Annotated in this window: 22 protein-coding genes; 12 read left to right on the forward strand and 10 right to left on the reverse strand. The window is 69.4% G+C overall.

The genetic code is table 11. From position 1 onward, the window contains the following. Window positions 1-7: 7 nt before the first annotated feature. Genes narJ through PFX98_RS17310 form a run of 5 tightly spaced genes read left to right on the forward strand, consistent with a single transcriptional unit; the run spans window position 8 to window position 3,491 of the window. Window positions 8-709, forward strand: a complete 702-nt coding sequence (narJ, locus tag PFX98_RS17290) for a nitrate reductase molybdenum cofactor assembly chaperone (protein ID WP_285231730.1) — start codon at window positions 8-10, stop codon at window positions 707-709. Beyond that, window positions 706-1,428, forward strand: a complete 723-nt coding sequence (narI, locus tag PFX98_RS17295) for a respiratory nitrate reductase subunit gamma (protein WP_285231731.1) — start codon at window positions 706-708, stop codon at window positions 1,426-1,428. The genes narJ and narI overlap by 4 nt, the downstream gene beginning before the upstream one ends. A gap of 14 nt (window positions 1,429-1,442) precedes the next feature. After that, window positions 1,443-2,303: a peptidylprolyl isomerase gene (locus tag PFX98_RS17300; RefSeq protein WP_285231732.1), complete on the forward strand. Its 861-nt coding sequence runs from the start codon at window positions 1,443-1,445 to the stop codon at window positions 2,301-2,303. A gap of 4 nt (window positions 2,304-2,307) precedes the next feature. Beyond that, on the forward strand, window positions 2,308-3,003 hold the full coding sequence (locus tag PFX98_RS17305; RefSeq protein WP_285231733.1) for a carbonic anhydrase: 696 nt from the start codon (window positions 2,308-2,310) through the stop codon (window positions 3,001-3,003). Between the two features lie 44 nt (window positions 3,004-3,047). Next, window positions 3,048-3,491, forward strand: a complete 444-nt coding sequence (locus tag PFX98_RS17310) for a universal stress protein (RefSeq protein ID WP_285231734.1) — start codon at window positions 3,048-3,050, stop codon at window positions 3,489-3,491. Here the strand turns inward: PFX98_RS17310 and PFX98_RS17315 are convergent. Next, entirely contained in the window at window positions 3,462-4,757 is a 1,296-nt protein-coding gene (locus PFX98_RS17315; protein WP_285231735.1) for a glycosyltransferase, read from the reverse strand. The two genes, PFX98_RS17310 and PFX98_RS17315, sit on opposite strands and share 30 nt — an antisense overlap. Window positions 4,758-4,878: 121 nt before the next feature. On the opposite strand from PFX98_RS17315, the gene PFX98_RS17320 reads away from it, so the two are divergent. Continuing rightward, the gene (locus PFX98_RS17320) at window positions 4,879-5,793 is read left to right on the forward strand and encodes a helix-turn-helix domain-containing protein (RefSeq protein WP_285231736.1); all 915 of its coding nucleotides are present in this window, start codon (window positions 4,879-4,881) and stop codon (window positions 5,791-5,793) included. On the opposite strand, the gene PFX98_RS17325 is transcribed toward PFX98_RS17320, so the two are convergent. Continuing rightward, complete coding sequence (locus PFX98_RS17325) at window positions 5,790-7,373, reverse strand: sensor histidine kinase (protein WP_285231737.1); 1,584 nt, start codon at window positions 7,371-7,373, stop codon at window positions 5,790-5,792. The two genes, PFX98_RS17320 and PFX98_RS17325, sit on opposite strands and share 4 nt — an antisense overlap. Before the next feature lie 143 nt (window positions 7,374-7,516). Continuing rightward, on the reverse strand, window positions 7,517-8,554 hold the full coding sequence (locus tag PFX98_RS17330) for a GGDEF domain-containing protein (RefSeq protein WP_285231738.1): 1,038 nt from the start codon (window positions 8,552-8,554) through the stop codon (window positions 7,517-7,519). 265 nt (window positions 8,555-8,819) lie between these two features. On the opposite strand from PFX98_RS17330, the gene PFX98_RS17335 reads away from it, so the two are divergent. Genes PFX98_RS17335 through PFX98_RS17345 form a run of 3 tightly spaced genes read left to right on the forward strand, consistent with a single transcriptional unit; the run spans window position 8,820 to window position 11,778 of the window. Beyond that, the gene (locus PFX98_RS17335) at window positions 8,820-10,037 is read left to right on the forward strand and encodes an NAD(P)H-dependent flavin oxidoreductase (protein WP_425334621.1); all 1,218 of its coding nucleotides are present in this window, start codon (window positions 8,820-8,822) and stop codon (window positions 10,035-10,037) included. A 51-nt stretch (window positions 10,038-10,088) separates the two neighbouring features. After that, the gene (locus tag PFX98_RS17340; protein ID WP_285231739.1) at window positions 10,089-10,979 is read left to right on the forward strand and encodes a DMT family transporter; all 891 of its coding nucleotides are present in this window, start codon (window positions 10,089-10,091) and stop codon (window positions 10,977-10,979) included. Window positions 10,980-10,989: 10 nt separating this feature from the next. Next, a complete protein-coding gene (locus PFX98_RS17345; protein WP_285231740.1) occupies window positions 10,990-11,778 on the forward strand; it encodes an SDR family oxidoreductase in 789 nt (262 codons plus the stop codon). Between the two features lie 7 nt (window positions 11,779-11,785). Here the strand turns inward: PFX98_RS17345 and PFX98_RS17350 are convergent, their stop codons facing one another. Further along, window positions 11,786-12,694: a DMT family transporter gene (locus PFX98_RS17350; RefSeq protein ID WP_285231741.1), complete on the reverse strand. Its 909-nt coding sequence runs from the start codon at window positions 12,692-12,694 to the stop codon at window positions 11,786-11,788. An 80-nt stretch (window positions 12,695-12,774) separates the two neighbouring features. On the opposite strand from PFX98_RS17350, the gene PFX98_RS17355 reads away from it, so the two are divergent. Beyond that, window positions 12,775-13,761 carry a quinone oxidoreductase family protein gene (locus PFX98_RS17355; protein WP_285231742.1) on the forward strand — a complete coding sequence of 329 codons (987 nt, stop codon included), beginning with the start codon at window positions 12,775-12,777 and terminating at the stop codon, window positions 13,759-13,761. Here the strand turns inward: PFX98_RS17355 and PFX98_RS17360 are convergent. The 6 genes from PFX98_RS17360 to PFX98_RS17385 all read right to left on the reverse strand — a co-directional run bounded on the left by PFX98_RS17360 (window position 13,741) and on the right by PFX98_RS17385 (window position 21,850). Next, complete coding sequence (locus PFX98_RS17360) at window positions 13,741-15,273, reverse strand: hybrid sensor histidine kinase/response regulator (protein ID WP_285231743.1); 1,533 nt, start codon at window positions 15,271-15,273, stop codon at window positions 13,741-13,743. The genes PFX98_RS17355 and PFX98_RS17360 overlap by 21 nt on opposite strands. A gap of 68 nt (window positions 15,274-15,341) precedes the next feature. Then, window positions 15,342-16,037, reverse strand: coding sequence for a response regulator (locus PFX98_RS17365; RefSeq protein WP_285231744.1), 696 nt, complete (start codon window positions 16,035-16,037; stop codon window positions 15,342-15,344). Continuing rightward, complete coding sequence (locus tag PFX98_RS17370) at window positions 16,034-18,418, reverse strand: hybrid sensor histidine kinase/response regulator (RefSeq protein ID WP_285231745.1); 2,385 nt, start codon at window positions 18,416-18,418, stop codon at window positions 16,034-16,036. The genes PFX98_RS17365 and PFX98_RS17370 overlap by 4 nt, the downstream gene beginning before the upstream one ends. 15 nt (window positions 18,419-18,433) lie before the next feature. Continuing rightward, the gene (locus tag PFX98_RS17375; RefSeq protein WP_285231746.1) at window positions 18,434-18,967 is read right to left on the reverse strand and encodes a YfiR family protein; all 534 of its coding nucleotides are present in this window, start codon (window positions 18,965-18,967) and stop codon (window positions 18,434-18,436) included. Next, window positions 18,964-21,015 carry a TonB-dependent receptor plug domain-containing protein gene (locus PFX98_RS17380; RefSeq protein WP_285231747.1) on the reverse strand — a complete coding sequence of 684 codons (2,052 nt, stop codon included), beginning with the start codon at window positions 21,013-21,015 and terminating at the stop codon, window positions 18,964-18,966. Before PFX98_RS17380 ends, PFX98_RS17375 begins: the two co-directional genes overlap by 4 nt. Window positions 21,016-21,067: 52 nt before the next feature. Beyond that, window positions 21,068-21,850 (reverse strand): DUF2189 domain-containing protein, encoded by a 783-nt coding sequence (locus PFX98_RS17385; RefSeq protein WP_285231748.1) that lies wholly within the window; start codon window positions 21,848-21,850, stop codon window positions 21,068-21,070. Between the two features lie 393 nt (window positions 21,851-22,243). Here PFX98_RS17385 and PFX98_RS17390 point away from each other — a divergent pair, with 393 nt between their 5' ends. Both PFX98_RS17390 and PFX98_RS17395 read left to right on the forward strand, forming a co-directional pair. After that, window positions 22,244-22,603, forward strand: coding sequence for an Ig-like domain-containing protein (locus PFX98_RS17390; protein ID WP_285231749.1), 360 nt, complete (start codon window positions 22,244-22,246; stop codon window positions 22,601-22,603). A 31-nt stretch (window positions 22,604-22,634) separates the two neighbouring features. After that, on the forward strand, window positions 22,635-23,705 hold the full coding sequence (locus PFX98_RS17395) for a TolB family protein (RefSeq protein WP_285231750.1): 1,071 nt from the start codon (window positions 22,635-22,637) through the stop codon (window positions 23,703-23,705). Window positions 23,706-23,720 lie beyond the last annotated feature (15 nt).

The following is a 23,720-nucleotide window of genomic DNA, read 5'->3' on the forward strand; positions in this document are numbered from 1 at the left end:
ACGCACGATGTCAAGCAAACAGAATCAAGCGATCTCCCTGAGCTGCCGCGTGCTGGCCAAGCTGCTGGACTATCCCAGCGACGAGACCCGCGCGCTGCTGCCCGAGCTGTTGCAGGCCCTGCAGCAGGAGCGCGCGCTGAGCCCGGCGCGGCTGGCCGAGATGCAGGCCCTGGTGGCGCGTCTGGCGCGCCCCGGCCAGGACGGTGCCTTCGCGGTGCAGGCCCTGTATGTCGAGAGCTTCGACCGCGGCCGCGCCACCAGCCTGCACATGTTCGAGCATGTGCATGGCGACTCGCGCGAACGCGGCCCGGCCCTGGTGGACCTGGCCAAGACCTACGAGCAGGCCGGCATGTTCTTCGATGCCAGCGAGCTGCCCGACTATCTGCCGGTGGTGCTGGAGTTCGCCTCCACCCAGCCGCCGGCGGTGGCGCGCGAGTTCCTGGGCGAGATGGCGCATATCCTGAACGCCATCCACACGGCCCTGATCAAGCGCGAGAACCCCTACGCCGCCGCCATCGGCGCGGTGCTGGAGCTGGCCGGGGAGAAGCCGCAGGCGGTGCAGATCACGCCCGATGAGCCGATGGACGAGGCCTGGGCGGAGCCCCCGGCCTTCGATGGCTGCTCGTCCAAGGGCCAGAGCCGGCCCGGTGCGCCCCAGCCCATCCATATCGTCAAGAAGAACCCTAGCCAAGAAGGAGCCCGCATATGAGCTCTCTAGACTTCGCCCTGTTCGGCATCTACCCCTATATCTGCCTGGCCGTGTTCCTGATCGGCAGCCTGCTGCGCTTCGACCGTGACCAGTACAGCTGGAAGAGCGACTCCTCGCAGCTGCTGCGCGCCGGCAGCCTGCGCTGGGGCAGCAATCTGTTCCACGTCGGCGTGCTGTTCCTGTTCTTCGGCCACAGCGTGGGCATGCTGACCCCGCACTTCCTGTACGAGCACTTCATCAGCGCCGGCAACAAGCAGCTGATGGCCATGGTGAGCGGCGGCCTGGCCGGCCTGGCCGGCTTCGCGGGCGTCAGCATCCTGCTGCACCGCCGCCTGTCCGACGAGCGCATCCGCCTCAACAGCAAGTTCAGCGACATCATGCTGCTGGTGCTGCTGTGGATTCAGCTCGCCCTGGGCCTGGCCACCATTCCGCTGTCGGCCCAGCATCTGGACGGCGGCATGATGATGCAGCTGGCCGGTTGGGCGCAGCGCATCGTCACCTTCCAGGGTGGCGCGGTGGAACTGCTGGCCCACGCCAGCTGGGTCTTCAAGCTGCATATGTTCCTGGGCATGAGCATCTTCCTGGTCTTCCCCTTCACCCGCCTGGTGCATGTGTGGAGCGGCTTCGGCACGCTGGCCTATATCGCGCGGCCCTACCAGATGGTGCGCAGCCGCCGTATTTCGCTGCCGCCCGGCCACACCACGCCGCAACGGCGCTGAGAGGAGACAAGAAAATGTCTGGATCAACTGGATGTGGTGGCGGCTCCTGCGGCTGCGGTGGTGGTGGTGGCGCCAAGGACGCGCTGGAGCTGAAGGCCGACCCGCGCGCGCCGCTGCCCATGGTCAACGGCGTGCCGCTGCAGGGTGAGGGCGAGAGCCCCGACCTGGAGCAGCTGCGCCAGCGCGCCTATAGCGAGCTGCTGCGCCAGGCGGCGCAGCGCCAGGGCCTGCTGGCGGTGGGCGATCTGCCCAGCCTGGACGGTGTGCTGAGCGAAACCGCCTCGGCCGCCATCGAGGCCTTGCTGGAGCGCGAGATCCGCATTCCCGAGCCCGACGAGGCCGCCTGCCAGCGCTACTTCGATGCCCATGCCTCGCGCTTCGCCCAGGGCGAGCGCGTGCAGGCCAGCCACATCCTGTTTGCCGTCACCCCCGGCGTGGATGTGGACGCCCTGCGCAAGCGCGCCGAGGGCCTGCTGGTGGGCCTGCGCTGCGGCGATGCCGCGGCCTTCGCGGCGGCGGCCACCGAGCAGTCCAACTGCCCCAGCGGCGCCGACGGTGGCGAGCTGGGCTGGCTCGCGCGCGGCGACTGCGTGCCCGAGTTCAGCGCGGCCCTGTTCGGCCAGGACGAGGCCAGCGCCCATGTGGGCGTGCTGCCGCGCCTGGTCAGCACCCGCTTCGGCTTCCACATCGTGCGTGTGGAGGCCCGTGAGCCCGGCGTGGCCCAGCCCTTCGAGGCGGTGGCCGCGGCGATCGCGCAGACGCTCAGGCAGCAGGCCTATGTGACGGCCTTGCGCCAGTACCTGAATCTGCTGGCCGGCGAGGCGGTGTTGGAAGGCATAGAGTTGGAAGCTGCCGACTCACCGCTGTTGCAGTAACACCATGCCCGACGAACTGCTGTCCCGACTGCGTCGTTTCAACACCGACTATTTCCCGCAATACCAGGCCCAGTTCAAGGATCTGGTGGAGCAGGGGCAGCATCCCACCACGCTCTTCATTGGCTGCTCGGATTCGCGCCTGGTGCCCTATATGCTCACCGGCGCCGGGCCGGGCGAGCTGTTCCTGGTGCGCAATGTGGGCGCCTTCGTGCCGCCCTACGACGGCTCGGCCGGCCACCATGGCACGGCCGCGGCGATCGAGTACGCGGTGCTGGCGCTGGAGGTGCAGCATATCGTCGTGTGCGGCCACAGCCATTGCGGCGGCATCCGCGCGCTTTATGGCGAGGTGCCGAACGAGGCCACCAACCTGAAGGCCTGGCTGGATCTGGGCCGCGAGGCCACGCTGCCGGTGCAGCTCAGCGACGAGGCCTTGCGCCGCACCGAGGAGCGCTCGGTGGTGCTGCAGCTCGAGCGGCTGATGGACTACCCGATGGTGCGCGCCCGCGTCGAGCAGGGCCGCATCGCCCTGCATGGCTGGCACTATGTGATCGAGGCCGGCGAGGTGCATGTGTTCGACGTCAACAAGGGCGCCTTCGTGCCGGCGTCGAGCTCCGAGCACAGCGGCACCGGACCCTATCGCGCGGCCGAGCCGGGCGCGCTGTTCAACGAGATCGACGACGCCTGGGCGCCGCGGCGCTAAGAACCGATGTCTTGCGGCTAAGCTCCCGCTTCAGGAGGTCCGCCATGTACAAGCATCTTCTGGTCCCCGTCGACGGCAGCGAGCTGTCGCAGCATGCGGTGCAGGCCGCACTGGCCCTGGCCAAGCCGCTGGGCGCGCAAGTCAGCGGCCTGGTGTGCGAATCGCTGCCGGTGCTGCCGGCGGTGGGCATGCATCCCAGCAATTACCAGCTCGCGGCCGACCAGCACCGTGCCTACACCGATGCCCATGCGGAGAAGGTGCTGGGCGAGTTCGAGGCCGCGGCGCGCGCGGCCGGCGTGGCCTTCAAGGGCCTGCAGCTGCGCTCCGATGACGTCGATCAGGCCATCGTCGACGCCGCGCGCGAGCAGGGCTGCGACCTCATCGTGATGGCCACCCATGGCCGCAGCCGCCTGGGCGAATGGCTGTTCGGCTCGCACACCAAGGCGGTGCTGGCGAAGTCACGCCTGCCGGTGCTGGTGATCCACTAGCGCCTCGATCCGGTCCAGCAGGCCCGCGCGCCCGAGGCCCTGGGCCAGCCGCGCGGCGGCGGCCTGGCATTGCTGCCGGCGCCCCGGCTCGTCCAGCAGGCGTTGCAAGCGGCGTTGCAGACGCCGCGCGTTCACGCGCTTGGCCGGCAGCACCTCGGCCACGCCCAGGCGCCTGGCGCGTTCGCCGTTGTCGAACTGGTCGAAGCCGCTGGGCACGATGAGCTGCGGCACGCCGGCGCGCAGGCCCTCGGCCATGGTGCCGATGCCGCCGTGATGGACGATCGCCGCCACCTGCGGCAGCAGGGTCTCGAACGGCGCCTGTGCCTGCCACAGGACCTCGGGCGGCAGGGGCTGCGGAATCTGCTCGGCATGCGGGCTGATGAAGAGCCCGCGACGCCCCAGGCCGCGCAACGCCCGCAGGGCCGCGGCGAAGAACTCGGCCGCATGGCGGTGGCCGGTGCCCGGCGTGAAGGCGATCGGCGCCGCGCCCGCCGCCAGAAACTGCTGCAGCGCGGGTGCCAGCGGCGCGCTGCAGCCCGCTTCGGCAAACAGGAAGTCGCCCGCCTGCAGGCTGGCCGGCCAGTCGGGATGCGCGGGCGCGAACCAGTCCGGGAACAGCGCGATCGAGGCGTCGCAGGCCTCCTGCATATGGGCCAGAAAATGCGGCACGGCCGGCAGCCCCAGCCCGGCACGCGCCGCGTTCAGCGCGGGCAGGATGGCTGGATCGATCCAGCAGCGGTCCACCAGCCGCCACATCGCCTGCCGCCAGGACCGCGGCACCCAGGGCGCGATGCTTTGCGCGCCCATCATCAGCGGGTCGTGCACGGTGCGCAGATTGGACGGTGCCAACTGCACGCCGATCACGCGCAGGCCGGAGCGGTGCGCGCGCGCCAGCGCCGCGCCGGGCAGCAGGATGGGGTGGCACAGCAGGGTGCAGGGCGCGTCGCCGGGCTGCGCCAACAGCAGCTCGTGCAAGGCCTGCAGGCGTGACAGCAGGCTGCGCAGGATCACGCCCATGCCTTCGCGCTCATGCCACAGCAGCGGGTTGTCCAGCAGCGCCTGATCCTGCTCGGGCGTGCCGAACAGGCGGTAATCGACGCCGGCCTCGCGCAGCGTGGCCTCGTACAGGCTGGGCGCGAACAGGCAGACGCGGCGGCCGCGCGCCTGCAACGCCTGGGCGATGCGCAGGAACGGCAGCAGGTCGCCACCGGTGCCCGAGGTGGCCAGCAGCACGGCTGGGGCCGGGGGGAGGGGATCAGGCGTCATGAACGGGCAGGGAGCAGGTGCGGTGGCGGCGGGTGGGCATCGCTGCGCATGCTAGGCCAGGCGCGGGCGGCCTGTCTTGAAGCTTTGCGACACGCGACGGCCGACTTCTATACTGCCGCCCATGCATGCGCTTGCCCAGCCCACCAGCCGTCGCGAGTACGCGCAGCTGCTGCTGCCACGCCTGTCGCTGAGCCATTGCGTGCAGGCGGTGTTGCTGCGCGATACGCGCGGCCTGCAGCTGGACGATCAGCAGCGCCGCAGCTACTTTCCCTGCACACCCATGTGCAGCATCACCTGGATCTTTGACGGCCAGGTCGAGCTGTTCGAGCTGCCGCCGGGCGGCCCGCAGGAGGGGCCGCGCCGGCCCATGCCGGCGGAGCTTGTCTTTGCCGGCCCCTGGACGCGGCCGGTGGCGAGCTGGAGCGCGGGCCCGGTGCATCTGATGAAGCTGATGCTGCGCCCCGACGCGCTGCAGGCGCTCACGGGCGTTGCGCCGTCCGACTGGGTGAATCGCGTGGCGCCGGCGCGCGAGGTGCTGGGCGAGCGCTGGTGGCAGCTCTGCCGCGAGGTGCGCGAGGCCGCCGACGACGCCGCGCGGATCGCCCTGCTGCAGGCGCGACTGGATGCCTGGTGGCAGGCGGCGCGGCCCGAGGGATCGGCCGGCGTGCATCGCATCGAGGACTGGAGCCAGGGCCTGGCGCTGCGCGCCGCCACGTCGGCGCTGGGCCGCAGCGTGCGCCAGATCGAGCGGCGCATCAAACAGTGGACCGGACAGCCGCTGCGTGAGTTGCGCGGCATGGGCAGGTCGGAGCGCGCCTTCTTCGAGGCGGTGCTGGCCGTGCAGGAGGCGGACTGGAGCTGGGCCGACGTGGCCGAGCGTGCCGGCTATGCGGATCAGTCCCATCTATGCCGCCAGACGCGGCGCGTGACCGGCTTCGCGCCTGAGGAGCTGCGCCGCCGCATGGACGACGAGAGCTTCTGGGCCTATCGCATCTGGGGCATGGCAGCGCTGCAGCCGCCCTGGCGCCAGCCCTAGAGGATGGCGTTGTCGGTGTCGCCGCTGCGCTCGGGGGCCACCAGGGGCATGCGCATCAGCATGGTGGCGCCCTGGCCGAGGTTGGAGATCACCTCGATGGAGCCGCCCAGCACATTCGTGACGATGTTGTGCACGATGTGCATGCCCAGGCCGGAGCCGCCCTTGCCGAGCTTGGTGGTGAAGAAGGGATCGAAGATGCGGCGCGCCACCGAGGCATCCATGCCGCGGCCGTTGTCGCTCACGATCAGCTCGACCTGGTTGCCGCCTTCGACACGCTGGCAGCGCACCCGCACCTGGCCGGCATCGCGGCCCTCGAAGCCGTGCACCAGCGCATTCATCAGCAGATTGGTCAGGACCTGGCCCAACGCGCCCGGGTAGCTGCTCATCGCGATGCCGCTTTCCAGGTCGGTGACGATCTGGAAGGGCGTGTGCTTGAAGCTGGGCTCCACCATCACGATCACGTCTTCCACCACCTGGGCGAGGTCGAACTCGCGGCGCGAGTCGGTGGTCTGGTCGATCGCCACCTGCTTGAAGTCGCGCACCAGGTCGGCGGCCTTCTGCACATTGCGCTGCAGGATGTCCTGGCCGCGCCGCGTGTCCTTCACCAGGTCTTCCAGCAGGCTGCGGCGCATCGGCGTGTTGTCGCTGAGCATCTGGTCCAGCTTGGCCCAGCGGTCTTCCAGCGCCGAGACCACCGTCATCGCATTGCCCAGCGGCGTGTTCAGCTCATGCGCCACGCCCGCCACCAGCCGGCCCAGCGAGGCCAGCTTCTCGGACTCGACCAGCTCGCGCTGCGCGGTCTTGAGGTTGCCCAGGGCCTGGGTGAGCTCGTTGTTGGCCTGGGTCAGCTCGGTGGTGCGCTGCGCCACCTGGTCTTCCAGGGTGTTGGCATGGCCGCGCAATTCCTCGAAGGCCTTCAAGAGCGCCTGGCGCATGCGCTCCATGGCCTTGCCGACGCGCGCGATCTCGTCCTCGCCGCCCAGCTCCAGCGGCTTCTCGAGATGGCCGGCGGCCAGCTCGTCGGCGGCGCGGCTGAGCCGGTCCATCGGGTGCAGCACGCGGCGCTGGATCAGGATGATGATGAGCCCGAGCGAAAGCGTCAGCGTCAGGCCGCTGCGCAAGAGCGTGCGCAGCATGTCCTCGCGCTTGCGCTCCAGCAGCGGCTCGGCGCTCATCACCACGGTCAGCTTGGCGATCTCGCGGCCGTCGCGCACCACGGCGCGGGTGTCGGAGAGCGTCAGCGCGGGGTCACTGACCTCGCGCTTTTCCTTGGGCAGCTCCAGAAAGGCCTGCTGGGCCGAGCTCTCCGTCACCAGCACCGAGACGAAGCGCGGGTCGTCGAGCTGGGCGTTCACCATCGGTTCGGCCAGATCGGGCGAGACCTGCCAGATCGGCTCGGCCAGCGAGAGCGCCAGCACTTCGGAGGCGCGCGCGAGGTCGCGCTTGAGGTCCTCCATGGCGGTGTCGCGCGTGAGCTGCTGCTCGTAGACCAGCACCACCGCGGTGGGCAGCAACAGGCCCACCAGCAGGGCCATCACCACCGCAATGCGCAGCGATTGATTGATCAGCGGCAGATTCACGGGCACTTGCAGGCCTTTGCTTGAATGTCGTCTCCCAGGCTCCGGCCGCTTGGCAGCCGGCGGGATGTGGCGCGATTATCCACACAAAACCAGGGCTCAAAGCCCGTCGGTGCCGGGTCTTGCCCTGGATGCAACGCGCGCCCTCAGGCGGACAGCGATTCCTGTGCCGACAGCACCGTGACGCGGTTGCGGCCGCCGCGTTTGGAGGCCTGCAGCGCCAGGTCGGCGCGCGCCAGAAAGGCGCTCGGCGCCTCGCCCTGGCCCAGCTGGGTCACGCCCAGCGAGAGCGTCACGCGCGCCGGGCCCTGGGCATCGGTGGCGATGCCGGTGCTGGCCATGCCCTCGCGCAGCTGCTCGGCCAGCATCAGCGCCTCGTGCAGGCCGGCCTCGGGCATCAGCAGGGCAAACTCCTCGCCGCCCACGCGCGCCACCACATGATGGCTTTGCGCGCAGCGCTGCAGCACGCGCGCCACGCTGCGCAGCACCTGATCGCCGAAGTCCAGGCCATAGCGCTCGTTGAGCTGGCGGAAGCCGTCGATGTCGCTGAGCAGCAGGCAGGGCGCCACCGGGCTGCCGGCATGCTCGCTCTGCGCGCATTCATTCAGGCGCTGCTCGAAGGCGCGGCGATTGGCCAGGCCGGTGAGGGCGTCCAGCAGCACCTCGCCGCGCGTGCGCTCGACCTCGTGGCGCAGGTGCTCGATCTCCGACTGGCTGGCATGCAGGCGCGCGCGCAGCGCCTTCATGGTGGATTGCATGTCCTGGGTGCCGGCCATTAGCTCGGCCAGCACCTGGGTGTGCTGGCCCGGCGCGGCGCTGCGCAGCTGCTCGTTCCAGCGCCCCAGCGAGCGGCCGAAGGTCTGGGTCTGGTCTTCCGCGAGCTCGGCGCTGTGGGCGATCTGGCCCAGCACATTGCCCAGGCCCTCGCCCAGGCGGGTGGCGCTCTCGGTGTCGAGCTCGGCGATATGGCTGCGGTAGAGCTCCCAGGTCTGGGTCTCGTCGAGCGGGCGATTGCCCTGGGTCAATTCCTGCAGGGCCTGGGCCAGCGCCGGGTTGCTGCCGCTGACGAATTCGTACCACACGGCGTAGCTGACCGGATGCAGCGCGGCGCGCTGGCGCGACATCATGGGCAAGGCGGTGCGCAGGTACTCGGCGCTGCGTGCGATGCTGTCTTGATACCTCATGCTCTGATTCCCTGGTTCCCCGACTATGCAGACGCGCCATGGCGCTGCATAGAGGCAGCTGGCTGGCTGCCGTGGCGGCTCCCTTGTGCGCATCATTCAAGCCGCCTCGCGCGGGCGGTGCTGGGGCCTGTATCGGAGGGCTTGGGCGGCACTTGAGGCGGGCGAGGTGCAAAAGATGAAACCGTGCCTGATATGCGTCAATACGTCACGGACCACGGCCCCTCAGCATCGCGTTCCTGCCCTTATTCGCCGATGCGAGCGCGCCATGAATCTTCCCTTCGTCGCCCCCGAGCTGGGCCCCTTGTTTGAACGCAGCGGACTCAAGCCCCTGATGCTGCGCGGCCGCGCCCTGCTGCCCATCGTGCAGGGCGGCATGGGGGTGGGCGTGAGCGCGCAACGCCTGGCCGGCGCGGTGGCGGCCGAGGGCGGCATGGGCACGCTGAGCTCGGTGGACCTGCGCCGCCACCATCCCGACCTGATGGCCCGCACCGAGGGCCACCATGCCGGCGAGGAGGCCAAGCGCGTCATCAACGCCGCGAATCTGGAGGCGCTGGGCCGCGAGATCGCCGGCGCGCGCGAGCGCTCGGCCGGCCGCGGCCTGGTGGCGCTGAACGTGATGCGGGCGGTGAGCGAGTACGCCGCCTCGGTGCGCAAGGCGCTGGAGGCCGGCATCGACGCGGTGGTGGTGGGCGCCGGCCTGCCGCTGGACCTGCCCGAACTGGCCCAGGACCATCCCGACACCTTGCTGATGCCCATCCTCAGCGATGCGCGCGGCGTGCAGCTGATCGTGAAGAAATGGGAGCGCAAGAAGCGCCTGCCCGATGCCATCGTGATCGAACACCCGCGCCTGGCCGGCGGCCATCTGGGCGCGGCGCGCATCAGCGATCTGCAGGACGGGCGCTTCGACTTCGAGCGCGCCATTCCCGAATGTCTGGAGTTCTTCGAGCGTGCCGGCCTGGCCGGGCGGATTCCGCTCATCGCCGCCGGTGGCGTGCGCAGCTTCGAGGACATCGCGCGCCTGCAGGCGCTGGGCGCGGCCGGCGTGCAGCTGGGCACGCCCTTTGCCGTCACCGAGGAGGCCGATGCCCACCCCGAGTTCAAGCGCGTGCTGGCCGAGGCGCGCGACGAGGACATGCTGGAGTTCACCAGCGTCGCCGGCCTGCCGGCGCGCGCGGTGGGCACGCCCTGGCTGAAGGCCTATCTGAAGATCGAGCAGAAGCTGCAGGCGGTGGCGCATGTGAAGAGCCGCTGCACCAAGGCGTTCGACTGCCTGGCCCAATGCGGCCTGCGCGACGGCCTGAAGGACTGGGGCCAGTTCTGCATCGACAACCAGCTCGCCGCCGCGCTGCGCGGCGACATCAAGAAGGGCCTGTTCTTCCGCGGCGCCGGCAGCCTGCCGTTCGGCGAGCAGATCCGCAGCGTGCGCGAGCTGATGGAAAAGCTGCTCACCGCGACCACGCCGATGGCCCCCCTGCGAACCTGAGCTTGCCGGCTCGCGAAGCGGCTGCTGCCGCGGCCTTCCTAGAATGGGGCCATGAGTTCCAAACCGGCCCTGGGGCCCGGCCTGGCCCTGGCCTCCATGGGCGCGGTGGCCTTTTCGGGCAAGGCCATCATCGTCAAGCTGGCCTACCGCCATGGGGTGGATGCGGTCACCCTGATCATGCTGCGCATGCTGTTCGCGCTGCCGCTGTTCCTGGCGCTGGCCTGGTGGGCCGGCCGCGGCAAGCCGGCGCTGACGGGGCGCGACTGGCGCGTCATCCTGGGCCTGGGCTTCACCGGCTACTACCTGGCCAGCTTTCTGGACTTTGCCGGCCTGGCCTATGTGAGCGCGAGTTTCGAGCGCCTCATCCTCTATCTCAACCCGACCCTGGTGCTGGCGCTGGGCTGGCTGATCTTCAAGCGCCGCGTCAGCGGTCGGCAGCTGCTGGCCCTGGGCCTGAGTTACGCGGGCGTGCTGCTGGTGTTCGGCCAGGAGCTGCATCTGCAGGGCGGCAATGTCTGGCTGGGCGCGGCGCTGGTGTTCGGCAGCGCGCTCAGCTACGCGGTCTACCTGCTCTTCAGCGGCGAGGAGGTGCAGCGCCTGGGTTCGCTGCGCCTCACCGGCCTGGCCACCACGGTGGCCTGCCTGCTGTGCATCGCGCAGTTCCTGCTGCTGCGCCCGCTGCACGGCCTGTTGGAGGTGGCGCCGGCGGTGATCTGGCTGTCGGTGCTGAATGCCACAGCCTGCACCTTCGCGCCGGTGCTGATGGTGATGATGGCGATCGAGCGCCTGGGCGCCTCGATGGCGGCGCAGACCGGCATGATCGGCCCGATGTCCACGATACTGATGGGCGTTGTGCTGCTGGGCGAGCCCTTCACGCCCTGGGTGGCGCTGGGCACCCTGCTGGTGCTGGCGGGCGTGTGGCTGTTGGCGCGTTGGCGCTAGAGGAGTTGTGATGGATCTGGGACTGCAGGGACGCTGGGCGCTGGTATGTGCCTCCAGCAAGGGCCTGGGCCGCGCTTGCGCGCAAAGCCTGGTGGGCGAGGGCGTGAACGTGGTGATCACCGCGCGCGGCGCCGAGGCGCTGGAGCGCACCGCCGCCGAGCTGCGCGCGCTCAACCCGGCGGTGCAGGTGCGCGCGGTGGCCGGTGACATCGCCACCGAGGCCGGCCGCGCCGCGGCGCTGGCGGCCTGCCCGCAGGTGGACATCCTGGTCAACAACGCCGGCGGCCCGCCGCCCGGCGACTTCCGCGACTGGGACCGCGCCGCCTGGCTGGCCGCGCTGGAAGCGAACATGCTTACGCCGATCGAACTCATCAAGGCGACGGTGGATGCGATGGCCGAGCGCGGTTTCGGCCGCATCGTCAACATCACCTCGGGCGCGGTGAAGGCGCCGATCGATACCCTGGGCCTGTCCAACGGCGCGCGCTCGGGCCTCACCGGCTTCGTGGCCGGGCTGGCGCGCCAACCGCGGCTGGCGGGGCGCAACGTCACCATCAACAACCTGCTGCCCGGCGCCTTCGATACCGAGCGCCTGGGCAAGACCATGGGCGCGGCCGCCGCCAAGACCGGCCAGACCCTGGAGCAGGTGATGGCCAAGCGCGCCGCCGCGATTCCGGCGCAGCGCCTCGGCCAGGCGGCCGAGTTCGGCGCGCTCTGCGCGATGCTCTGCAGCGCCCATGCCGGCTACCTGACCGGCCAGAACATCCTGCTCGACGGCGGCGCCTACCCCGGCACCTTTTAAGCGCGCATCAGCGCCGCGCTGATACCAGAATCCCGGCGGCGATCAGCACGAACGCCAGGCCGTGGTACCACTGTGGCCATTCGCCCAGCAGCGCGGCCGACATCAGCGCGGCGAACACCGGCGTGAGGTTGTTGAAGAAGGCGGCCAGCGCCGGCCCGCCCTGCGCCACGCCCAGGCCCCAGCAGCGGTAGGCGATCAGCGAGGGCCCAACCGCCACGTAGACCAGGGTCAGGGCAAGACCTGGCCCCCAGGCGATGGGCTGGCTGCCGACGGCCTGTTCCACGCCCGCCATACTGCCCGCGAACAGCAGGCCGAACAGCAACTGCGCCATCAGCATCTCGGCCCAGTTCCAGTCCGGTCGGGCGGCGCCCTGCATGTGCGCGGGCGGGCGCGCCAGCAGCCAGCTGTAGATCGCCCAGCTGAAGATCGCCAGCAGCATCAGCAGGTCGCCGGCGACGAAATGGATAGAGGCCAGGCTGGCGAGCTGGCCGCGCGCGATCACCAGGGCCACGCCGGCCAGCGAGAGCACGGCGCCCAGCAGCTGCTTGCGCGTTGGATGGACCTTGAAGACCAGGGCGCCCACCGCCAGCATCCAGACCGGCAGGCTGGCCGCGATCAGGGTCACGTTCAGCGCGCTGGAACTGTGCAGGGCCTGGTACTGCAGGGCGTTGTAGCAGCCCATGCCCAGCAGGCCGGTGAGGGCCAGATAGGGCCAGCGCGCGCGCACCTGCCCGAGCTTGCGAAAAAACAGGCCGCGCGCCAGCGGCAGCAGCAGCGCGAAGGCGAGTGCCCAGCGCATGGCATTCAGCGTCAGCGGCGGCACGCTGGCGGCCATCAGGCGCCCGACCACGGCATTGCCGGCCCACATCAGTGGCGGCAGGGTGAGCAGAAGTGCGAGGCGCGGCGTGAGCTGCATGGCGACGGCAAGCGCTGAATGGCAAAGGCTGGCACGATAGCGGAATTCCCTCAGCCCTTATTCATCAGCAGGAGTTTTTGATGAGCGATCTCGCGGTGCGCATACAACAGCCGGGTGGCCCGGAACAGATGCAGCTGGTGCCGGTGGAGGTGGGCGAGCCCGGGCCGGGCGAGCTGCGCATCCGGCATGTGGCGGTGGGGCTCAACTACATCGACGTCTACCACCGCAACGGCGTCTACCCCCTGCCCATGCCGGCCGGCATCGGCATGGAGGCGGCGGGCTTTGTGGAGGCGGTGGGCGAGGGCGTCACCCACCTCAAGCCGGGCGACCGCGCCGCCTATGCCAGCCAGCCGCCCGGCGCCTATTGCACGGCGCGCGTGATGCCGGCGCGCTGCGTGGTGCGATTGCCGGACGAGATCTCCTTCGAGACCGGCGCCGGCATGATGCTCAAGGGCCTGACGGCCCAGTACCTGCTGCGCCGCACGCTGCCGCAGGGCGGCCTGCATGCGGGCGACTTCGTGCTCTTCCACGCCGCCGCCGGCGGGGTCGGCCTGATCGCCTGCCAATGGGCACGCCTGCTGGGCCTGCGCCTGATCGGCACCGCCGGCAGCGACGAGAAATGCCAGCTGGCGCTGGACGCCGGCGCCACCCATGTCATCAACTACCGGCGCGAGGATTTCGCCGCGCGCGTGCGCGAGATCACCGAGGGGCGCGGCGTCAAGGTGGTGTACGACTCGGTGGGCGCCGACACCTGGGCCGGCTCGCTCGACAGCCTGGCGCCCTTCGGCCTGATGGCCAGCTTTGGCAATGCCTCGGGCGTGGTGCCGCCGGTGGCCCTGGGCACGCTGGCGGCCAAGGGCTCGCTCTATCTGACGCGGCCCACGCTGTTCACCCACCTGGCCACGCGCGAGAGCACCCAGGCGATGGCGGACGAGTTGATCGAGGTGGTGAAGAGCGGCGCGGTGCGCATCCATGTGGACCAGCGCTACCCGCTGGCCGAGGTGGCACGGGCGCACCGCGACCTGGAGGCGCGCAGCACCACCGGCTCAGGCGTGCTGCTGGTCTGAGTCGGCCGGCTGCGCCACGGCTTCGGGCTGCGCCGCTGCCGGCGCCGATGTGTGGGCTTTTGGCAGGCGCAGCTCGAAGCTGAAGCAGGAGCCGGTGCCGGGCTGGCTTTCCACGCTGACCGATCCGCCCATCAGGTTCACCAGGCGCTGCACGATGGTCAGGCCCAGGCCGGTGCCGCCATAGCGGCGCGTGATGCTGCCATCCGCCTGCGTGAAGGGCGCGAACACATGGGCGATCTGGTCGCGCGTCATGCCGATGCCGGTGTCGTGCACCGAGAAGCGCAGCAGCGCCGGCGCGCCGGCGGGCGCCTCATCCTCGGCGATCAGCTGCACCTCGACGCGCACCTCGCCCTTCTCGGTGAACTTGAGCGCATTGCCCACCAGGTTCACCAGCACCTGGCGCAGCCGCAAGGCATCGCCATGCAGATGCTGGGGCACGCCGGGCTGCACGCGCGCATGCAGCTGGATGCCCTTGTCGTGCGCCTGCAGCAGCAGCGGATGCAGGGACTCGCGCAGGCAGTCGTGCAGCGAGAACGCGGCGTCGTCGATGTGCACGCGCCCGGCCTCGATCTTGGCCACGTCCAGCAGGTCGTTGATGATCACCATCAGGCCCTTGGCCGAGCCATGGGCCAGCTCGATGAATTTGCGCTGGCGCTCGCTCAGCTCGGTCTGCAGCACCAGCTCGGTGAGGCCCAGCACGCCGTTCATGGGGGTGCGGATCTCGTGGCTCATGTTCGCGAGGAAGCTGCTCTTGGCCTGGCTGGCGGCCTCGGCCGCCTCGCGCGCGGCTTCCAGCGCGGCCTGGCTGGCCTTGAGGTCGGCGATGTCGCGCGCATTCAGCTGCATCACCAGGTCGCCGGTCACCGGGTCGCGCATCGGGCGCGCATCCACGCCATGCCAGCGCCGGCCCGAGCTGGTGTTGAGCTCCAGATCGGCGGCAAAGGTCTGGCCGCGCTGCACCTGGGCGTAGATGCGCCTGGCCAGTTCGGGGTCCGGGAAGATGGCGGCAAAGTCGCTCATGCCGGCGGCCTTGGGCAGGGCGGCGAAGCAGATCGCCGCGGCCGGGTTGCGCATCAGGGCGCTGCCGTCGCGCAGCGAGAACACGGCAATGCGCACCGAGGTGTGCTGCAGCGCCTCGACGCCGCGGAGCATCGACTTGTCGCTGCCGGCGGGCAGCGAGTCGGCGGCGAACAGCATCACCTGGCGGCGGTCGGGGGTGCGGATGCCGCGCGAGGTCAGCATCACGGTGGTGGGCTGGCCCTTGGGATAGAGGGTCCATTGCTCGCGCACGATCTTGCCCTGGCCATGGTCGGCGGCGGTCACGGCGAGGCGCTCGCGCACCGCGGCGCTGGTGTCGGCATGGTCGCGCGAGAGGAATTCTTCGGCGCTTTCGGCGCGCCAGAAGCTCAGGGCAGCGGCGTTGGCCCACAGATTGCGCTGGCGCTCGAGGTCGTACACCCACATGGGGACGTCGAGCCAGTCGTAATGCGTCAGGCTGGAGAAATCGAGCATGGCGGGCAGAAAAAAGGGCGGGCAGATCTCATCAACGCGCATTGTGGCCTGCGTCGGTGCGCCGCGGCTCAGTCAATCGCGAACAACTGGTGATGAAGTTGCTGTTGCAGCTCGTCCAGACCGTCCAGCATGTCCGCGCTGGCCGAGCCCTCGGCCGAGAACTTCTGCAGCAGAGCGGCCGCGCGCCACAGGCCCAGCGGCGCGCAGCCGGTCTGCAGCACCGCCATCTTCTCGCGTATCGGGGGCAGGGCGTCGTTGTTGGGGATGGTGGCGAGCTCGCCGATCAGCTGGGTCACCTGTCTTTGCATGGTGGTGAGATAGGCGCGGTAGCGGTCGGGTTCGAACTTCAGCCGGGCCATGGTTTCGGCGGGTTTTTCCATCACCTTGCTGCCGGACAGCGCCAGCGCCTTGCTGAGGCGGTCGCGCGCGTCCTTCTGGCTGAAGGGCTTGACGATGTAGCCGCTCACGCCGAACTGGATCGCTTCCTTGATGGTGTCGGCATCGTTGGCCATCGAGATCAGCACGAAGGGCATGTCCTGGGTGGCCGGGGTCGCGCGCACCTTCTTGAGCAGCTCGATGCCCGACATGCCCGGCATGCGGATGTCGCAGCACACCAGCATCGGCGGCACGCCGGGGCCGCTGATCTGCTGCCAGGCCTCGTCGCCGCTGGCCACCTCGACGATGCGGTAGTTGCCGCAGCCGTTGATGACATCGACCAGGGCCATGCGCGAAATCATGTCGTCGTCGATCACCAGAACCTTCATGCCCCGCTCCCCGCGTCCTGCTTCAATGTGTTGGCGAGTGCCTGCCCCAGCGCCTGCAGGCGTGCGTCGAACTCGGCCACCTCGCCCTGGTCGGCCATGCGCTCGAGCTGGTCGCTCAGCAGATAGGCGCTGCCGCTGGGCTCAATATAGGCCAGACAGCCCTTGATGCCATGTGCCACGATGGCGGCGGTGTTCCAGTCGGCCGCCGCGGCGGCCTCCGCGATCTCCTGCAGGCGCAGCGGCGCCTGCTCGCGGAAGGCCCGCAGCATCTGCGCCTGCACGCTGCGCGCGCGCTGCTGCATCGCGTCCTGGCTGGCACGTAGCGGTGCGGGCGGCGGCGCTGCTGGCGCATCCTGGCCGTCCAGACCAGTCAGACCGGCGTTTGCGGCCCAGCTGTCCAGCGCGCCCAGGGCGTCGTCGGCGCGCGGCTTCATCGGCAGGCCGGCGCGCAGCCGCTGCTCTATGACGCGGCCCAGCACCTGGTGCAGGGCCAGCTCGTCGACGGGCTTGCTGAGGAAGTCGTTCATGCCGCCGGCAAGGAACTTGGCGCGGTCCTGCTCGGAGGCGTTGGCGGTGAGGGCGATGATGGGGATGTGGCGGTCCGCGAAGATCAGCTCGCGCCAATGGCCGGCGCGGATATGGGCGGTGGCCTCCAGCCCATCCATCACCGGCATGCGGCCGTCCATCAGGATCAGGTCGAAGCTCTGGCGGGTCAGCGCCTCCAGGGCCTGATCGCCGTTCTCGACCACGCTGACCTGGTGGCCCATGTCCTGCAGCAGCGCCTTGATGATGAGCTGGTTGGTGCTGGCATCCTCGGCCACCAGCGCATGCAGCCGGTAGGCATGGCGGCCCAGCGCCTCGACGCTTGTTTCGGCCGGGCGCTGCCCGGGTGGCAGCGGCAGCTCGAAGAAGAAGATGCTGCCCTGGTCGAGCACGCTGTGCAGGCCGATCTGGCCGCCCATCAGCTCGACCAGCTGCTTGCAGATCGACAGGCCCAGGCCGGTGCCGCCGAACTTGCGGGTGGTCGACATGTCGGCCTGCTCGAATTTCTGGAACATGCGGCGCTGGGCGGCATCGCTGATGCCGATGCCGGTGTCCTGCACCGCGAAGTAGATCGGCGGCGGCGCCTCCGGCCGGCGCTCGTCGGGCGGCAGATTGCGCACCGTGACGTTGACGCCGCCGCGCTCGGTGAACTTGATGGCATTGCCCACCAGGTTGATGAGCACCTGGCGCAGGCGCGTCGGATCGCCCCGCAGATAGGCCGGCACGGCGTCGTCGATCTGCCAGCTGAGCGCGATGCCCTTCTCGACGGCGCGCTCGTGCAGCAGGCGCATGGCGTCGCCGAGCAGGGTCTGCAGCTCGAAGTCCACGCATTCGAGCGAGAGCTTGCCGGCCTCGATCTTGGAGACGTCCAGCAGGTCGTTGACCAGCTGCAGCAGCACGGCGGCGTTCTGGCTGGCCAGCTCGATGCGCTCGCGCACCGTCGCGTCCATCTGGCCGCGCAGGCTCAGCTTGAGCATGCCCAGCACGCCCGCCATCGGGGTGCGCAGCTCATGGCTCATCAGCGCCAGGAACTCGCTCTTCATATTGGAGGCCTGCTCGGCGGCGTCCTTGAGCGCGCGCAGGCGCGCATTGTTCTCGGCCAGCAGGCTGTCGCTCTTGATGATCTGATCCAGCATGTTGTTGAACACCGTGCTGAGTGCGCCGACCTCGTCGTTGGCCACCACCTCGGCCCGCACGGTGAAGCGCTGGCCCTGCGAGACGTCGTCCATCACCTGCTTGAGACCCTTGATGGGGGCGAGCGCGCGGTGCAGGAACTTGCGCGCCGCCAGCGCCGCCGCCGCCCCCGATGCGCCCAGCGCAACGATCAGCGAGATGGCGAACTGCAGGATCGAGCGCCACATGCGCGTGAGGTCGATTTTCGCCACCACGCTGCCCAGCATGTCCTCCGACAGCCGCACCGGCGTGGCAATCAGCAGCGCGCCGGCGAAGAAGGGCGTGGTGTTGGCGCGGGCCAGCTCGGCGGCCGACAGCTCCGGCTGCGACGCGGCCAGATGGCTGGCGAGCGTGGAGCCGTCGGCGCGCAGGATGTAGGCGGCCTGCAGGCCCGGGTAGATGCTGGCTGCCTGCAGGAATTCCTGCGCGGCCTTGGCGTCGTCGAAGGCCAGCGGCGAGGTGGCCTGCACGGCCAGGGTATTGAGCCAGGCCTGCCCGCCTTCGCTGAGCGCGGCGCGCTGGGTGAGCAGCTCCTTGGAGGTGATCAACACCAGCGCGATCAGCAGGGCGGCGCCCATGGTCGCGGCCAGGATGCTTTCCAGCCGGGTGACCAGGGAGCCCTGCTCACGGCCCGGGCGTTTCCACAGGGAGCTGATGCTGAACATGGACTTGGTTCAGCCCTAGCTGGCGGAGCGCGCCAGTTGCAGCACCTTGGAGGACAGCGTGATGCCGGCCTTCTTGATGCGCTGCACGTTCACGTCGAACACCAGCCGCCGGCCGTCGAGCGAGAGCAGGATGGCGGCGCCGCTGGCCAGCGGCGAGTCCGCCACGGTCAGCACCGGCGCCTCGCCCAGCACGTTCTGGATCGCGGCCATATTGGGCGCCTCGCGTTCGGTGACGAACAGCAGATGGCAGCGCCGCAGGCTGGCCAGGCTGCTGGCGCGCTGCACCACCAGCTTGCGGCCATTGACGTTCTTGCCCTCCAGGCTGTTCAGGGCGGTGCCGAAGTTGTCCGGCCCGAACACGCAGAGCTGCAGGGATTCCGGCGCGCCATGGGCGTCCTGGTTGGGCCACTCGGCGAACACCATGAAGTTGTAAAGATAGGTGGCCTTCATCGCGTACTCGGGCACGGCCTGGGCGTGGGCCTGCTGGCCAGCGGCCAGGGCCAGCGCCAGCGAGCCGGCCAGCAGCAGACGCGCGCGGGCCGCTCTCATCGCCAGGCGTCCCAGCTGAGTTGCACGAAGAAGTGGCGGCCGTCCATGGCCATGGTGTCGAGCACGGCGCCGTTGCCATCGCTGCGCACGGTGGACGCCGGCACCTCGTAGCGCTGATTCAAGGCGTTCTTGATGCCGATGGACCAGTTCAGCCCACGCCAGCCCTGCGCCGAGCTAAGCGTCAGGTTGAGCAGGCCGGCGCCGGCCAGGGGGCGCCCCTCGCGCGTCACGATGCCATCGTCATCGCGCAGCTCCTGGGTGATGCGCCGACCCAGGTATTGCGCCTCCAGGCCCAGCCGGCAGCTGCGCTCCCACAGCGGCGCGCTCAGGTTCAGTTTGGCCATGCTGCGCGGCGAATTCACCAGCTGCTTGCCCTCGGGGTCGCGCGCGGCCTGCCAGGCCGCGCTGGCGCGCAGCTTGATGCCGCCCTCCCAGAGCTGGTCGAGCTGGATCTCCAGCCCGCGCGTGCGGCTGCGGCCATCGTGCAGTTCCGCGCCGCTGGCGGAGGCCTGGTAGCGCTGGTTGCCCAGGCGGTAGTCGTAGATCGAGCCGGTGAAGCGCAGCGTCGGCGACCAGTCCTGCTCCAGCACCAGTTCGGCCGCACCCACGCGCTCCGGCCGGTACAGATCGGATTGCGTGGAGGCGCTGATCTCGTTGGGGTTGGGCAGGCGGAATGCGCGGCTGTAGGAGGCCTTCAGCGTGGTGTCGGGGCCGGCGGCCAGGGTGAAGGCCAGCCGCGGGCTGAAGGCGGGCTTGCTGGCGTAGGTGATGCAGGGCGCCACCGAGCAGTCCACCGCGTGGGGCTTGTCGTAGCGCACGCCGAGATTGGCGGTGAGGGCCTTGCTGACGGCGAACTCGTCGGTGGCGTAGAGGCTGTAGGTCTTGTTGGTATAGGGCAGGCGGTCGTACTCGATGCGCTCGACGTAGTGATCGTCCAGGCCGACGCTGGAAATGCGCTGGCGGAAATCGTCGCGGTACTCGGCACCGAACACCAGGGTGTGGCCCTCGTAGCGGGTGAGCGCAAATTTCTGGTCCAGACCCCACCACTGGCCCAGGGTCTGGTTGCGGCGGAACTGTTCGTCCGGATCGATGGCGACGTACTGGCGGAAGGTTCTGTCCTCGTAGCGGCCGAGGTACAGGCGCGATACCGACTTCAGATCGCGGCCGATATTGAAGTCGACCTTGGCGCTCACGCTGGTGGATTCGTCCACCAGGTAGTAGGGCAGGTTGAAGGCGTTCTGGCGCCTCGGCGTGGGCGAGGCCTTGGTGCGGCTCACATGGGCGGCCTGCAGGCTGAAGCCCTCGAATTCCAGCTTGGCGAACAGGCGCCGGTTCGATTCGAAATCCTGCCCGACGGCGCGGCCGCCATGCAGGCCGATGGCGTCGAAGTAGGGGAAGTAGTGCGTCTGGCCATCGCTGTGCAGGCCGGATGCCGAGAGCAGCAGGTCCACGCCGTTCTCGAACCGGTGCCCCAGCGTCAGCCGGCTCTTGCGGCCGCCGTAGCTGGACAGCTCGCCCGCGAGCTGGACGGCGTCGAAGTCGGCACCGCGCTTGGTGATGATGTTGATGATGCCCAGCAGGGCGTTGTTGCCGTAGCTCACCGAACCGGTGCCGGGCACGTACTCGACGCGCTCGATCAGCTCCAGATCGAGCAGGCCGGAGTTGTCGATATAGGCCTGGTTGTAGATATTGTCCTGGGTGGCCGTGCCGTCGATCAGCACCATGATGCGGCCGGTGTAGTCGCCCGGCGCGCCGAAGCCGCGGCCGCCCAGGTATTCGTAGCGGCGGTCGTAGGTGGTGTAGAGCCCGCGCATGCCGTTGACGACGTCCGCCAGCGTGCGGTAGCCGTAGGCGCGGATGTCGTCCGCGGTGACGATGGAGACCGCCGAGGGCGAGTCGCTCACCTGCTTGGCCAGCTTGGAGGCGGTGATGACCTCGGTCTGGGTCAGCTTCTCGAAGGGGATGCTGGTCAGGTCGAGAGGGGGCCCCTCGGCCCGGGCTTGGGCAAGGCAGCTCAGGGCCAGCAGGCAGGTGATAGGCAGTCTCATGGCAAGGCGCATTGTGGCCGAGCCCAGGGCTGCCGAAACGCTCGTGCGTGGCTCAGTGCGCGACGGCCGCGCGGTAGGCGTGCCAGCTGGCGTGCCCCAGCACCGGCCCCACCACCAGCAGGCCGGCAAACCAGGGCAGCATGGCCAGTACCACCAGCACCGTGATGAGGGCGCCCCAGAGCAGCATCACGCCGGTCTGCGTCAGCACCAGGCGCATGCTGACCAGGCCCGCGGTGACCGCGTCCACCTGCTTGTCGAGAATCATCGGCACCGAAATCACGCTGACCGCGTAGATCAGCCCCGCGAACAGGGCGCCCACGCAAAGATAGGTGACGATGAAGCCGAGGTTCTCGGGGTCGATCAGCTTGGTGAGCGAGCCCGAGAGGTCGGGCATGCCATCAAAGCTCACCGCAAAGATCACCAGCGAGGCGCGTGCCCAGATCATCTCGAGGATCAGCAGCACGCCGCCAAAGATGGCCATCTGGCCGGTGCGCGTGTGCCAGGCGGCGAGCGAATCGATGAAGCCCGGCGGCTCGCCGCGCTCCAGCCGCATGCTGACCTGGTACAGCCCCATGCACAGGAACGGGCCCATCAGCAGAAAACCGGCCGACAGGGCCAGCGTGTAGGCGGGCGCGTGCTCGTAAACCTTGAACAGCCCCCAGCCCATCGCCATGAAGCACAGCCCATAGAACAGACCGATGGCGGGCTGACGGCAGAAGTCGCGCCAGCCCAGGCGCAACCATTGCAGGGGGGCGCTCCAGCCCAGGGTGTTCAGGCCGATGCTGAGCGTGGACGCTTCTTCGGCGGATGGGTCGGGGTGGTCGTCGCTGGCCATTGGCTCTCCTGGACCGCAAGGCTATGCGCTGGCCCGGTTCCGGTGTAGCGGCATTTGCCCTAGTTGAGCCGGCCAGCGGGGCGGCGGGGTCAGGGGGCAGGGGGTCAGGTATTGCCCCGCGCCGGGTCCACCCCCCCGCTTCACGGGGGTTTTGCCGCCGTTCTCCCTAGCTTGAAGTGCCTTTGGATCGCGAGTTTGCCGAATGGCAATTGCGGTGCACGCCGATCCGAATTTCAATGGTGCCTCGGTTTGCTGCAAGGTCTCGGACGGCCGGGCAGCTCACCGTGCGGCAGGCCTGGTCGATCGGGCCTTGCGCCGCGGGTCAGGCATGGCGCTGCCTCGTCGCCATGGTCAAGGGCCCTGTTGCGGTTCATCGAGGGCGGAGTTGTCGCTATGAAGAACAGCCTCTTGCGCATGCCGGTTCTGGCCGCCTTGCGTTCACCGGTCCTCGCTCTGGGGGGCGCGTTGCTGGCCCTGGGCGCCTGGGCCGCCACGCCTTACTTCAGCGGCCCCTCGGTGGGCAAGCCGGCGCTGGCCAGCAAGTTCGACGGCAAGGGCTTTGAGCCCAATGCGGCGGTGACGGTGGTGGTCAGCGCGCCCGGTGGCGGCAGCACCAGCATCAGCGCGGTCACCAGCGCGGAGGGCGCGCTCAGCTACACGCTGACGCCGTCGCAGTCCGGGGCCTACACCATCAGCGTGACGGACAGTGGCGGCAGGACGCTGGCCAAGGCCGTCGTCGCCGTGCTGCCTTGAGCACAACATATCAGCAGGCAGGGTGATGTCGATGAAGCTACAACTCGGATTGGCAGGGCGTGCGGCGATGCTGGCCGCCTGGCTTGGGGCCGGGGTGGCCGTCGCGGCGCCGCTGGCGGCGCCCGACGACTTGCTGTTCATGTCGAACCGCAGCAACAGCGTGTTCGAGCTGTACCGGATGTCGGCCAGCGGCGAGCAGGTGCAGCGCGTGCTGCCGGAGCGCGGCGAGGCGAGCGAGATGTCCTGGTCGCCGGATGGCAGCAAGGTGCTCTACAGCAAGGCCAGGCCCGGCGAGATGCTCAACATCTACCTGACCGAATTGGCCACCGGCACGACCCGCCAGCTCACAAAGGACGAGCTGCCATGTACGCAGCCGAGCTGGTCTCCCGATGGCCGCACGATTGCCTTCGTGGCCTCGCGCGGTGGCGCACGCAAGATCTATCTGATGGATGCCGATGGCGGGCGGCAGCGCCGGCTCACCGAATCCGCCGCCGACGATGAGACGGCGCCACGTTTCGCGCCCACCGGCGACAAGATCGCCTACCTGGCCAGCAACCCGGAGTCCGCGCCGCGGGTGGCGGTGGCGGACCTGAAGTCGGGCAAGTCCGGCATCGTCAGCACCAACAAGGAGCGCGCGATGGAGACGCCGCCGGTCTGGTCGCCCGATGGCGGACGGCTGCTTTTCAGCTTCATGAAGGGCCAGTCCTCGCATGTGATCGCGATGGCCGCCGATGGCAGCGCGCGCGTGCAACTCACCAAGGCGGACGGCCGCCACGGGCAGGCGCAATGGTCCGGCGATGGCAAGCACATCCTGTTCCTGACCATCCCGCCAGGATCGGCGCGGCCGCTGCTGCAGCTCATGAATGCTGATGGCAGCGAAGCGCGACAGCTGCATGGCGGCGTGAATGATGTGATGGATGCGCGCTGGTCCGCGGACAGCCAGCGCATATTTTTCGTCGAGCAACTGCCCAGCGGCGGCAAGATTTTTGTACTTGATCTCGCCAGCGGCGCCATCAAGCGCCTGTCCGGCAGCGAGGGCTTCGACGTCGGTATCCAGGTCTACGCCGGCCGACCGTCAGCCCAGCTTGCCAGCCTCAAATAGCCCTTCATTGATGCC

The organism is Paucibacter sediminis, from assembly GCF_030254645.1.
GTDB lineage: Bacteria > Pseudomonadota > Gammaproteobacteria > Burkholderiales > Burkholderiaceae_C > Paucibacter_B > Paucibacter_B sediminis.